This window comes from Streptomyces sp. DSM 106670, from assembly GCF_055792845.1.
Genome location: NZ_CM147704.1, coordinates 6,113,995 through 6,127,027, shown reverse-complemented (window position 1 = coordinate 6,127,027; position 13,033 = coordinate 6,113,995). Strand labels below are relative to the sequence as shown.

The 13,033-nt window shown below is 70.8% G+C and carries 9 protein-coding genes; all 9 read right to left on the bottom strand.

Annotated features, from left to right (window positions below):
• Positions 1-68: 68 nt before the first annotated feature.
• Entirely contained in the window at positions 69-1,448 is a 1,380-nt protein-coding gene (locus ACSMXR_RS27225; protein ID WP_473170122.1) for a hypothetical protein, read from the bottom strand.
• A 58-nt stretch (positions 1,449-1,506) separates the two neighbouring features.
• A complete protein-coding gene (locus ACSMXR_RS27220; RefSeq protein ID WP_473170121.1) occupies positions 1,507-4,608 on the bottom strand; it encodes a glycoside hydrolase family 3 protein in 3,102 nt (1,033 codons plus the stop codon).
• A gap of 65 nt (positions 4,609-4,673) precedes the next feature.
• A complete protein-coding gene (locus ACSMXR_RS27215; protein WP_473170120.1) occupies positions 4,674-6,089 on the bottom strand; it encodes a GH1 family beta-glucosidase in 1,416 nt (471 codons plus the stop codon).
• A gap of 32 nt (positions 6,090-6,121) precedes the next feature.
• The gene (locus tag ACSMXR_RS27210; RefSeq protein WP_137234581.1) at positions 6,122-7,108 is read right to left on the bottom strand and encodes an ABC transporter ATP-binding protein; all 987 of its coding nucleotides are present in this window, start codon (positions 7,106-7,108) and stop codon (positions 6,122-6,124) included.
• Positions 7,105-8,109, bottom strand: coding sequence for an ABC transporter permease (locus ACSMXR_RS27205; RefSeq protein WP_137234580.1), 1,005 nt, complete (start codon positions 8,107-8,109; stop codon positions 7,105-7,107). The genes ACSMXR_RS27210 and ACSMXR_RS27205 overlap by 4 nt, the downstream gene beginning before the upstream one ends.
• A gap of 3 nt (positions 8,110-8,112) precedes the next feature.
• Entirely contained in the window at positions 8,113-9,093 is a 981-nt protein-coding gene (locus ACSMXR_RS27200; RefSeq protein WP_137234579.1) for an ABC transporter permease, read from the bottom strand.
• Complete coding sequence (locus tag ACSMXR_RS27195; RefSeq protein ID WP_473170119.1) at positions 9,090-10,196, bottom strand: ABC transporter ATP-binding protein; 1,107 nt, start codon at positions 10,194-10,196, stop codon at positions 9,090-9,092. The genes ACSMXR_RS27200 and ACSMXR_RS27195 overlap by 4 nt, the downstream gene beginning before the upstream one ends.
• A gap of 36 nt (positions 10,197-10,232) precedes the next feature.
• Positions 10,233-11,912 (bottom strand): ABC transporter substrate-binding protein, encoded by a 1,680-nt coding sequence (locus ACSMXR_RS27190; RefSeq protein ID WP_137234578.1) that lies wholly within the window; start codon positions 11,910-11,912, stop codon positions 10,233-10,235.
• A 91-nt stretch (positions 11,913-12,003) separates the two neighbouring features.
• Entirely contained in the window at positions 12,004-12,978 is a 975-nt protein-coding gene (locus ACSMXR_RS27185) for a LacI family DNA-binding transcriptional regulator (RefSeq protein WP_030078902.1), read from the bottom strand.
• Between the last annotated feature and the right edge of the window lie 55 nt (positions 12,979-13,033).

Here is a 13,033-nt window from a genome sequence, read left to right as displayed (position 1 = left end):
CCAGCCCTGCCCGGCAGGCATTCCCGAGAACCCGCCGCGTCCCGGTCCGGCCGGAGGCGCGGGTGCCGTCAGAAACCGCCGCCGTCGAAGCCGCCGCCCCCGAAGCCTCCGCCGTCGCCGAAGCCGCCCCCGCCGAATCCGGAGGAGTCGAAGTCGGAGCCGGAGAAGTCGCCGCCGCCCCAGTCGCCGCCCGCGCCGCCGCCGAAGTCACCGCCGCCGTACTCGGAGGCGTACGCCGGGGTGGCGAGCATCGAGCCGAGCATGGTGCCGACCAGGAGGCCGGGGAGCAGGCCGCCGCCGAAGTAGCCGCCGGCCCAGGGGCCGTACGCCGGGCCCGCCTCCCAGTACGGGCGGCGGTTGCCGTCGCCCACGTCGACCGTACGGCTCATGGGGTCCTCGCCCCGGCTCAGCCGGACCTCGTCCGCACCGCAGACCGGAACCTCGCGGGCCGCGCCGCCGGACGGGGTCCACACGACCTCCGTGACCGCGGGGCCGTGGCGCGGGTCGAAGAAGCACGGCGGGCGGCGGGCCGGTATCTCCGCTCCGGTGCGGCGGGCCTCCAGGACCGCGAGGGAGTAGCGGCCGTCCTCCAGGGACTGGGTGACCCCACGGACATCCGAGGGGTGCGTGGCCTTGTCCATTCTCGACTTGGCGGTCTCGTAGGAGTCCAGGGCCCGTTCGTAGTCGGCGCGCATGGTGTCGTCCGCGCCCTTCTCGGCGGGGTGGAAGTCCAGGCGCTCCAGGGTTTCGCCGTACGCCGTGATGTCCTCGTCGACGACGACCCGGAGCTTGTCGAGCGCGATGCGCTCCTCTTCCTCCTTGCGGCGCTTGTTGCGGCGGGAGATCGCGTACGCGCCCGCGCCGCCCGCCGCGACCAGCGCGCCGAGCGTGATCAGGCCGCCGACCGGGGCTCCGGTCCCGTCGGCCGCGCCTCCGCCGCCGGACCAGGAGGCGGGGGCGGTGCCCCGGGCCTGCTCGACGGCGCGGTCGACGAAGGCGTTGAGCTGGGTGTTCGGGTCGGCAGCGGTGGCCGGGTTCTCCACCGAAGCGGTGAGGTTGTTCACCGCTCGGGTGGGCATGACCTGCGGGTCCGCGCCCGCGTCGAAGCCGTCGCCGAGCCGTATCGCGTACACGCCGGTGATGCCGGTGTCGCTGCGCAGGGTCTGGAGGAGGCCTTCCTCGGGGAAGGCGGGGGTATCGGGGAGGACGGCCACGAACACCGGCTTGTCGGCGTCCGTGATCTTGTTCTCCAGGGCCTTCTCGTCAGCGACGGAGAGCTGATCGCGAGCGCCCGGGTCCACATAGACCGGGTCGTCGCGCAGGGCCTGGGCAGCGTCCTGGATGGTCGCGGCGGGCGCGGCCGACGCGGGGGAGGTCAGGGCGAGAGCCGCCGCTGCGATGATGAGCAGCAGGCCCGCCAGCAGCGCGGGGAAGAGCCTTTTCCTCATACTTCACGCTACTCCAGACGGGCGACGAACGCCGTCGCCCGTCCGGAGAGCGGGGAGCCTACGCGGCCCGGTAGGCCGTGCGCAGCTTGGCCACCGCGCCCGTCAGGTCGCCCTTGAGCAGCAGGTGGTCCGCCTCCGCGAACGGCCGCGCGACCGCCTGGCCGAACTTTCCGTCGATCTTCTGCTGGACCAGCAGCCGGGCCTGGTCCACGATCGCCTTGCCCGCCGGGGTCTTCCCCAGCTTCGCCTTCTCGGCGACCTGGGCGGCGACGGCGAGCGCCGCGAGGGTGAGCTCACCGCCGGCCGGGGGCTTCTTCAGCGTGGTCAGGCCCCAGCCGTACGGGAACTGCGGGTCGTACGCCGTGTCCCCCACGTTGATCGGGAGCTGGGCCTCCGACTTCGGCCAGGTCACCGGCAGCTGCCCCGTGAAGGCGCGCCTGCCGTACAGCACGTCGGCCACGCCGTCGCCCTCGGAGCCCGGCAGCCAGGAGGCCACCAGGGCATCCATGTCCCCGAGCCGGTCGCCGATGAGCTGCGGGCGGCCCGAGACGATGAGCACCGCGCACTTCATCGCCGCGCAGACCTTGTCGACCGCCGCCTTGTCGGCCGCCGTCAGCTCCAGGTCGTGGCCGTTGCCGACGTCGCCGATGCCTTCGGCGTACGGGGTCTCGCCGACGACCACCACACCGACGTCGTAGCCGTCCGTGGCGGCGGAGGCGTCGCGCGAGTACGTGACGGACTCCGGGCTCCTCGCCGCCCTCTTCATGCCCTCCAGGATCGTCGTGCCGGTGGTGGTCTTCCCGGAGGAGCCCTGCCAGCTGATGGTCCAGCCGCCGGCCTGGTTGCCGATGTCGTCGGCGTTGGACCCGGCGACGTACACCTTCTGGTTCGGCTTGAGCGGCAGGACGGCCCCGTCGTTCTTGAGGAGCACCTGCGACTTCGCGGCCGCCTCACGGGCGACCGCGCGGTGCTCGGCCGAGCCGACCTTGTCGAGGTGGGTGGTGTCCGCGTACGGCTTCTCGAAGAGGCCCAGGCGGAACTTCTGGGTGAGGATGCGGGCGACCGCGTCGTCGATCCGGGCCTCGCTGATCCGGCCCGCCGCCACCTCGTCCTTCAGCGTCTTGGTGAACTCCTGGTACGCGGTCGGGACCATGATCATGTCGAGTCCGGCGTTGACCGACGTACGGACGTCGCTCGGGTAGTCGCCGGGGATCTGGTCGATGGCCTGCCAGTCGCTGATGACGAAGCCCTCGAAGCCCATCCGGTCCTTGAGGACGCCGTTGATCATCTCGGCGTTGGCGTGCATCTTCACCGGGCCCTGGTCGTCGCCCAGGATGTCGAGCGAGGAGTACGAGGGCATGACCGTGCCGACGCCCCGCTTGACCGACTCCGCGAACGGCGACAGATGCACTGCCTCCAGCTCCTGGCGGGTGACCTTGGTGATGCCCTGGTCGGTCGTGTACGAGCCGGTGGTGGCGGAGCCGTACTCGGTGCCGCCGTCCCCGACGAAGTGCTTGGCGCTGCCGAGCACCTTGTCGTTGCGGTGCAGGTCCTTGCCGGAGGGGCTGCCCTGCATGCCCTGGATGACCGTCTCCATGGCCTCGACCAGCGCCGGGTCCTCGCCGAAGGCCTCGTAGGAGCGGCCCCAGCGTTCGTCGCGGGTGACGCAGACGCACGGCGCGAAGTCCCACGGGACGCCGGTGGCGCGGACTTCCTTCGCGGTGACCGCGCCGGTCCTCTCGGCGCTCTTCGGGTCGCGGCCCGCGCCGATGCCGATGTTGTGCGGCATGATCGTCGCGCCGACGACGTTGTTGTGGCCGTGCACCGCGTCCACGCCGTAGATCAGCGGGATCTGGAAGCGGGTGGCCTGGGCGCGCAGTTGATAGGCGTCGACCATCTTGGCCCAGGCCGCCGCCGTGTTCGGCGTGGGGACCGAGCCGCCGCCGGAGAGCAGCGAGCCGAGGTCGTAGGCGGCGATGTCACCCGGGGTGCGGAGCGCGTTGCGTTCGGCCTGGGTCATCTGGCCGGCCTTCTCGGCGAGCGAGAGGCGTCCCAGCAGGTCCGCGACGCGCTGCTTCACCGGCAACTTCGCGTTCTGGTACGGGAGTCCATGGGCGTCGATGACGACCTGCGGGTTCTCCCGGGGGGCCTTCGCGCCGGTGACGGTCAGCTCCAGCGGGATGGTCTTCGCCTCGGCGGGCTTGGACGCCTTCGCCGTGCGGACGGTGACCTTGTGGGTGGTGCCGGAGGCGGTGCCGGCGGGGAAGGTGTGGCTGCCGGTGACCGGGGTGTAGTCCTTCCCGGCCTCCGCCGTGCCGCCCTCGGTGGCGTACGTGACGGTGACCGGCTCCTCGGTGGGGACGGAGCCGGTGGTGGCGACGGAGAGCGTCAGCTGCGCCGTCTCGCCGTTCTTCACCGGGCGGACGGCCGTGTCGGTGACCACGCTCGCGGTGAGCGCCGGGTCCGCCTTGCCATACAACTCGACGGCGTCCAGGGCGAATTCACCCGGTCCGCCGCCGGGCAGGGTGAGGGCGTAGCCCCACATCTCGTTCAGGCCGAGGATCTGGTCGATGCCGCCGACGGGCTGGTAGTCGGCGCGGTAGACGAAGTCCGCGAACGGGATCTCGACCAGGTGCCAGCCCTCCCAGTCGTCGGTGAAGGAGGTGGTCCACAGCTCGGACGCGCCGCCGTTCGCGCCGCCGTCCTTGATCTCGAAGTTGATCTTTTTGCCGGAGCCGGGCGGCAGGGGCGCGGTGTTCTGGCCGTACCACCAGAAGCGGATGCCCTGGTGGGCGGTCCAGTTCTGCGGCGGGGTGTCCACGGCGAACTCGTGGCTGAACCCGCCGTACGCGCTGATGTCGTAGGAGCCTTCGAGGACCTTTTCGCCCTCGGGGGCGTCGGCGCGCTCGGCCAGCTTCAGCTGTGGATGGTCGTCCGCGTCGCCGCCCCAGGTGAAGATCGCGTCGGCGGGCGGGTTGTTGCCGAGCGGCACCTCGCCCTCGAAGCGGTCGACGAGCACGGGGGCCGGTTCGTCGGCGGCCACGGCGGGGCCGGTGGCCGAGCCGGCGAGCAGGGTGGCGAGCACGGCCGCGGCGGCGAGGGCGGCCGTCGCGGGTCTGGCTCTGCCTCTACGGGGGCGGAGGTGCGGGGTGCGAGTCATCTGAGAGCGCTCTCATCTCGGGTCGGGAGTGCCGAACATGCGGGCGTATCAAGGGTGTTGGCGAGTTACGCCGGGTCGGCGTCGCGGGTGAGGCGGATCGTGTCGCGGTACCACTTGGCGCTGTCCTTCAGCGTGCGGACCTGGGTGTCGTAATCGACGCGGACGATGCCGAACCGCTTGTCGTAGCCGTAGGCCCACTCGAAGTTGTCCATCAGCGACCAGGCGAAGTAGCCCCGCACATCGGCCCCTCGGCCACGGGCGGCGACGACGGCGGCTATGTGGTCGGCGAGATAGGCCGTGCGGTCGGCGTCGGGGACCGATCCGTCGGCGGCGACGGTGTCGTCGAAGGCCGCGCCGTTCTCCGTGATGACCGTCGGGAGGGCGTAGTCGCGCTCCAACCGCAGGAGCAGATCGGTGAGTTCGGCCGGGGTGATCTCCCAGTCCATCGCGGTACGGGGCAGCTCGCGCTCGACCACACGGGTGACGGGCAGACCGTCGGCGTCGGTGGGCGAGCCGTCCTCGGTGACGCCGGAGAACTGCATGCCGCGGTAGAAGTTGACGCCGAGGACATCGAGCGGGGCGGCGATGGCGGCCAGATCGCCTTCCCTGACCGGGAGTTCGATGCGCTGGGCGGCCAGGTCGGCGACGATGTCCTCGGGGTAGCGGCCGTGGACGAGCGGGTCCAGATAGAGCCGGGTGCCCATGCCGTCGGCGCGGCGGCACGCCTCGCGGTCGGCCTCGCTGTCGGTCTCGGGGGTGGCGGTGCCGAGGTTCAGGGTGATGCCCAGCTCCAGCGGGTCGCTCCCGGCCGCGTCCCGCAGCGCGCGGGCGGCGAGACCGTGGCCCAGGAGCAGATGGTGGACGGCGGCCATGGCGTCGCCCAGGTCGCGGCGGCCGGGGGCGTGCAGCCCGTAGGCGTAACCGAGCATCGCCGAGCACCAGGGCTCGTTGAGCGTGGTCCAGTGCTCGACGCGGTCGCCGAGCGCCTCGTAGGCGAGAGCGGCGTACTCCGCGAAGCGCAGGGCGGTGTCCCGCGCGGGCCAGCCGCCCGCGTCCTCCAGCTCCTGCGGCAGGTCCCAGTGGTAGAGCGTGATCCACGGGGTGACGCCACGCCCCTGGAGCTCGTCGACCAGCCGCTTGTAGAAGTCGAGGCCCTTCTCGTTCGCCGGGCCCCGGCCGCCCGGCTGGATGCGCGGCCAGGCGAGCGAGAAGCGGTACGTGTCGACGCCGAGGCCCGCGATCAGCTCCACGTCCTCGGGCATCCGGTGGTAGTGGTCGCAGGCCACATCGCCGTGTTCACCGCCCTCCACGGCCCCGGGCACCCGGCAGAAGGTGTCCCAGATGGACGGGGTGCGGCCGTCCTCGGCGGCGGCGCCCTCGATCTGGTACGAGGAGGTCGCGACGCCCCAGCGGAAGTCGGCCGGGAGTCCTCGCACCGGGGCGGGACGGAGGAGTCGCTGCGGGGTGGGGGCGAGGTTCATCGGTCTCCGTACGTTGGAGGGGAGGGACCTGGTCAGGCGTGCAGATGGCAGGCGACCTCGCGGCCGGTTTCGCCGGTGGGCGGGGCCGGCCGCGGGACCTCGGCGGCGCACGGGGCGAAGGCCTTGCCGCAGCGCGGGTGGAAGGCGCAGCCGGTGGGCATCGCGGAGAGGTGGGGCGGGGAGCCGGGGATGCCGGTCAGTTCGCGGCGTGGGCCGTGGAGCGCGGGGAAGGAGTGCAGGAGCCCGTCGCTGTACGGGTGGCGGGGGTCGCGGTAGATCTCCGCCGCGCCCGCCTGCTCCACGATGCGGCCTCCGTACATGATCGCGATCCGGTCCGAGAATTCGATCAGGAGCGAGATGTCGTGGGTGATGAACACGACCGAGAAGTTGAGCTGTTCCCTCAACTGGACGAGCCGTCGCAGGATCTGTCGCTGCATCACCACGTCCAGCGCGGTGGTCGGCTCGTCCATGATGACGATCTCGGGTTCCAGGGCGAGCGCCATCGCGATCATCACGCGCTGCCGCATCCCGCCGGAGAGCTGATGCGGGTAGGCGGCGAGCCGGTCGGCGCTGATACCGACGAGCTCCAGCAACTCCTGGGCCCGTGCCGTCCGTTGGCGCTTCTTCAGCTCGGGGCGGTGGGCGGCGAGTACGTCGGTGAGCTGGCTGTGGACGGTGTGCACCGGGTTGAGGGAGTTCATCGCCCCCTGGAAGACGATGGACAGCTCCTGCCAGCGGAAGGCGCGCAGCTGGTCCGGTTCGAGGGAGAGGATGTCGATCCGGTCGCCGCCGGGCCGGTGGTAGTGGACCTCTCCCCCGGTGATGACGCCGGGCGGGGACAGCAGCCGGGTCACCGCGTAGGCGAGGGTCGACTTGCCCGAGCCCGACTCCCCTGCCAGGCCGAGGACTTCGCCGCGGTGGAGGGTGAGGTCGATGTCGCGCAGGGCGTGGACGGCGCTCGCGTCGGTGCCGTAGTCGACGTTGAGTCCGCTGATGGTCAGGACCGGCTCGGCGCTCATGGGCGCGGCTCCTTGCTGCTCTGCCCGGGGTGGCCCGTGCCGGGGGTCTTCCGGGCCACGGGGGTGAAGCCGACGCGCATCTTCACCTTCCGGGAGGATCCGGTGGCGGTGCGCAGGCGGGGGTTGACGAACTCGTCGATGCCGAAGTTGATGAGGGCGAGCGCGGTGCCCAGCAGGGCGATGCAGAGGCCGGCCGGGACGAACCACCACCAGGCTCCCTGGGCGAGCGCCTGGTTGGACTGGGCCCAGAAGAGCACGGTGCCCCAGTTCCAGTGGGAGATGTCGGCGACGCCGATGAAGGCGAGGGTGATCTCGGTGAGGACCGCGAAGATGACCGTGCCGACGAAGCCGGAGGCGATGACGGCGGTGAGGTTCGGCAGGATCTCGAAGAGGATGATGCGCGGGGTGGACTCGCCGGTGGCGCGGGCGGCCTCCACGTAGTCGCGGCGGCGCAGCGACAGGGTCTGGGCGCGCAGGATCCGCGATCCCCAGGCCCAGGAGGTCAGGGCGATGGCGACGGCGATGACGATGTCGCCGGTGTCGGGGACGAAGCTCGCGACGATGATGATCAGCGGGAGTCCGGGCAGCACCAGGAAGATGTTGGAGAGCGCGGAGAGGATCTCGTCGACGGCCCCGCCGAGGAATCCGGCGCTGACCCCGATCAGGACGGACAGGACGGTCGCGATGACGGCGGCGAGCAGTCCGACGACGAGGACGCCCCGGGTGCCGACGAGGATCTGCGAGAAGACGTCCTGCCCTGTGTGCGTGGTGCCGAACCAGTGGTCGCCGGAGGGCGGCTGGAGCAGCTGGTCGCTCATGGCGTCGGGGTCGTACGGGGCGAGCCAGGGGCCTGCGACGGCCAGCAGGACGAAGAACGCCAGCAGGATCAGGCCGGTGCGGGTCTTCCCGCCGCGCAGGAACCGGAGCCTGGCCCGGCGGGTGGGGGCCGCGGGCGGGGGCGCGCCGTCGAGGACGGCGACGTCGGTGGCGGTGATGGACATGCCCTATGCCTCCTTCCGGGTGCGGGGGTCGAGGGCGGCGTAGACGAGGTCGGCGAGCAGGTTCGCGGCGAGGACGGAGAGCGTGATGATCAGGAAGACGCCCTGCATCAGGGGGTAGTCCTTGCCGCCGACGGCCTGGAGCAGCTGGAAGCCGATGCCCGGGTAGGTGAAGACCATCTCGACGAGGAGGGTGCCGCCGACGATGAAGCCGAGGGAGAGGGCGAAGCCGGAGATGTTGGGGAGGACCGCGTTGCGGGCCGCGTAGCCGAACATCACGCGCCGCTCGGACAGGCCCTTGGCCTGCGCGACCATCACGTAGTCCTCGGAGGAGACGGTGACCATCATGTTGCGCATGCCGAGGATCCAGCCGGCCACCGCGCTGAGGACGATCGTCACGCCGGGCAGGACCGCGTGGTAGAGGGCGCTGGAGATGAACGGCCAGTCGAAGGCCGGGACGAGCGCGTTGTCGTAGCCGCCGGAGTTCGGGAACAGCGACCACTTCTCGGCGAAGACCGCGATGGCGACGAGGCCCAGCCAGAAGTACGGGATGGAGGAGATGAAGGTGGTGACCGGCAGCAGTCCGTCCAGCCAGGAGCCACGCTTCCAGCCGCTGTAGACGCCGATGCCGGTGCCGAGGACGAAGCTGATCAGGGTGGTCGTGCCGACCAGGGCCAGGGTCCAGGGCAGCGACTGGCCGATGACCTCGCTGACCGGGGTGGGGAAGAAGGTGAAGGAGAGGCCCAGGTCGCCGTCGAGGAGGTGGGCCCAGTAGTCGGTGTACTGCTGCCACATCGACTGCTGCTTGTCGAGGCCGAACAGCGCCTTGAGCGAGTCGATGGCCTTGGTGTCGAGCTGTCCCTGGTAGCGGCTGAGCAGGGCCTGGACCGGGTCGCCGGGCATCAGCCGCGGGATGAGGAAGTTGATGGTGATCGCGGCCCACGCGGTGACGGCGTAGAAGGCGAGGCGCTGGAGGAGGTACTTCACCGGGAGACCTCCTCGGCGCTCGCGCCCGCCGCGGCCCGGGTGTCCGCGCCTGCCGTGGCCCGGGGGTCCGTGCCCTCGTAGAGCCAGCAGGCCGCCCACTGTCCGTCGGGCAGGTCGAAGCGCGGCGGCAGTTCGGTGCGGCAGCGCTCCATCGCCTGGGGGCAGCGGGGGTGGAAGCGGCAGCCGGCGGGCGGGGTGATCAGCGAGGGCGGTTCGCCGGTGCCGGTCTCCTCCTGTTCCGCCTCGGCGGCGATCCGGTCCGGGTCGGGTGCGGAGGCGATGAGGAGCTGGGTGTAGGGGTGGGCGGGGTGCTGGGTGACCGTCTCGCTGTCGCCGCCCTCGACGATCCGGCCCGCGTACATCACGAGGGTGGTGTCGGCGAAGTAGCGGGCGGAGGCGATGTCGTGGGTGATGTAGAGGATCGCCAGGTGGAGGCGTTCCTTGAGGTCGCGGAGCAGGTTGAGGACGCCGAGCCGGATCGACACGTCGAGCATGGAGACGGGTTCGTCGGCGAGGAGGACCTGCGGGTCCGCGCCGAGCGCCCGAGCGATGGCGACGCGCTGGCGCTGCCCGCCGGAGAGCTCGTGCGGGAACTTGTCCAGGAACTGCTGGGGCGGGGTCAGTTGGACCCGGTCCAGCAGGGCGGACAGGTTCTGCTCCAGCTCTGCCTCGCCCTTGCCCGCCCGGCCGTGGATCTTCAGGGCGCGGGTGAGGTGGTAGCGCACGGTGTGCACCGGGTTCAGCGAGGCGAAGGGGTCCTGGAAGATCAGCTGGACCCGGCGTACGTAACGGCGGAAGGACCGGCCGCGACCGGCCACCACCGGCTCGCCGCCCAGCCGTATCTCGCCCGAGGTGAGCGGATAGAGCTGGGCCAGCAGCCGGGCGACGGTGGACTTGCCCGAGCCGGACTCCCCCACCAGGGCCGTGACGGTGCCGCGTCTTAGCCGGAGCGAGACATCGTCGACGGCGTGGACGCTGCGGCGCTCGCGGGCGAACAGGTCGCGGGCGGTGCGGCGCAGGGGAAAGTGTTTGGTGACTCCGCGCGCTTCGAGCACCACATCGGTGCCGTTCCGCGCGGGCTCGGGCTGATCGCTCATGGCCATGGCCGGTTCTTCCCGTCCTTCCCGTCTTTCCCCTGCCTACTTGGAGGCGGGCTTGAGGTTGAGCACGATCTCCAGGGCGGTGGGCTGGGTGTGCTGCGGCGGGGCGTACGGGTTGGCCTCGGTGGGCCAGCCGATCCAGTTCTTCGTGGAGTACTCGGCTCCGATGGGCGCGGCGGCCGTCGGGATGACCGGGGCCTCCTCGACGAAGATCTTCTGGAGGGTGTTGAGCGCCTTGGTGCGGTCCGCGTCCCCGGTGGCGTTGGCGTACTCCTTGAGCGCGGCGGTGGCCTCGGGGCTCTTGAAGCGCCCGAAGTTGCCCGTCTGCGAGCTCTTGCCGATGGGCTGGAGGATCGCCCCGTCCATGATGTTCTGGTACATGTCGTAGGGGGTCGCGCCGCTGTTGGTCCAGTGCAGGGTGGCGTCGAAGTTGCCGTTGGCGACGTCCGCGCCCCAGGCCTCGGCGGTCTGCGTCTTGACCTTGGCCTCGATGCCGAGTTCCTTGATGTTGTCCTTGATGATCGCGAGCCCGGTGATGTAGTCGTTCCAGCCGGCCGGGTCGGTGAAGGTCAGCTCCACGGGCTTGCCGGACGGGTCCTTGAGCACCCCGCTGCTGAGGGTGAACCCGGCCTCGCTGAGCACCTTCTTGGCTCCGGCGACATCGGGCTTGGTGGTGGCGTCCTGGTATTCGGGCGCGAGGAAGGGCTCACCGGCGGGCAGCGGGATGCCGGTCGGGTTGGTGATCTCCGGGTAGAGCGTGGCCTGGGCCTGGATGTGGATGGCCTTGCGGTCGACGACCATCGCCATCGCCTTGCGCAGCGCCGGGTTGTCGAAGGGCTTGCGGGCGGTGTTGAACCAGAGGCCGTGGATGCCTAGGCCGGAGGGGAACCAGAGCTGGTGGTTCTTGGGGTCCTTGTCGATGAACAGCTGCTTGTGGTTCGGCATGAAGACGAAGGACCACTCGACCTTGCCGGTGGCCAGCGCGGTGGTGGCGGCGCTGTTGTCGTTGTACGCGGTGTAGCGCAGCTCCTTGACCTTGGTGGTGCCGTTCCAGTAGCTCGGCGTGGCGGTCAGGGTGGTGGTCTGCGGGGTGAACGTCTTGAGCTTGTACGGTCCGGAGCCGACCGGGGTGCGGTTGGGCCAGGTCTCCGGGTTGTCGACCTTCTCCCAGATGTGCTTGGGCACGATGAAGGTCTGGATGATCTTGTTCTGGTTGACGAACTGGGACTCCTTGAAGGTCAGGACGACCTTCTTGCCCTCCACGGCGATCCCGTCGAAGGGGATGCCGTTCCCGTTGAGCGCCGGGTGCTTCTTCAGGAGGTTGAAGGTGTACTCCACGTCGGCGGCGGTCAGGGGCTTGCCGTCGGCCCACTTCGCCCGCTCGTCGAGGGTGAAGGTGACCTGGGTGAAGTTGTCCTCCCAGGCCCATTCGGTGGCGAGCCAGGGGTCGGCCTTCTCGGTGGGCTTGATCATGTTCGTCATGGCCAGCGGCTCGTAGATCATGTAGCGGTAGCCGAGGACCGCGCCCGCCGAGGTGTTGAGGAACGGGTTGCTGTTGTTCGTCTGCGGTCCGTCCGGCTTGCCCAGGGTCAGCACGCCGCTCGCGGCGCCGCCCCCCTTGTTGGCGCCCGAGTTGGCGTTCGAGCAACCAGCGGCGAGCGCCACCACGACGGTGGCTGCGGCGACCGCTCTGAGGGTGGTGCGACGGCGTACGGACATGGCGTCTCCAGGAAGGGGCTGCCGGGGTCGGGAGAGCCCGGCGGGCGGAAGGGTGCGAAGCGAGCGGGGCGCGGCCGTGCGGCCGGGTCCGTCAGGGCGCCGAGTGGCGCACGACCAGTTCGGTGGGCAGCACGGCCGGTCCGTCCGGTACGGGCGTGCCGCCGAGGTGGGAGAGCAGCATCCGGGCCGCCGTCTCGCCCATCCGGCGGGTGGGCTGGCGCACGGTGGTGAGGGGCGGTTCGGTGTGTTCGGCCATCGGGATGTCGTCGAAGCCGACGACGGCGATGTCGTCCGGGACCCGGCGTCCGGCGGCCCGCAGGGAGCGGAGCACACCGGCCGCGCTGATGTCGTTGTGCGCGAAGACGGAGTCGAACGCGACGCCCCGTGCGAGGAGTTCCTCGACGGCGAGCCGGCCGCCGCGTTCGGTGAAGTCGCCTTCGACGACCAGGTCGGTGGGCAGGACCGAACGGAATCCGGCTGTCCGGTCCCGTACACAGCCGAAGTGCTGGGGGCCGGTCAGGATCAGGGGCCGGGAGCGTCCGGCGGCGTGCAGGTGGCGGGCCGCGGACGCGCCTCCCTCGTGGTTGGTGGTCACGACGGAGGGGAATTCGGGGTGGTGGCCCCGATCGTCGATGAGCACGATCGGCAGGCCGTCGCGGTGCAGTTCGGTGAGGTGGCCGAGGGTGTTCTCGGGCTCCACGACGACGAGCCCGTCGAAGGCGCGCGCGGACACCTGGCTGGTGAAGCGCTGGACGGACTCGGCCCCCCGGTTGCAGGTGAAGAGCAGCAGCCCGTAGTCGGCGGCCTCGACGGTGTCGACGACGCCCTGGAGCAGTTCGCCCATCCACGGCCAGGTCAGCGAGGGCACGAGCATGCCGACCGTACGGCTGGAGCCACGGGCGAGACCGACGGCTCCGGAGCTGGGTACGTAACCGAGCTGTGCGATCACTTCACGAACACGGGCGGCCGTGGAACGGTCCACCTCGCCCTTGGTGTTGATGACCCGTGACACGGTCGTCTTGCTGACGCCGGCCTCGCGGGCGACATCGGCGATGGTGACACGCATCTGGGCCTCCGTTGGACCAGGCAAGGGCAAGGAACAAGCAGGTGGGAGCAGGGTG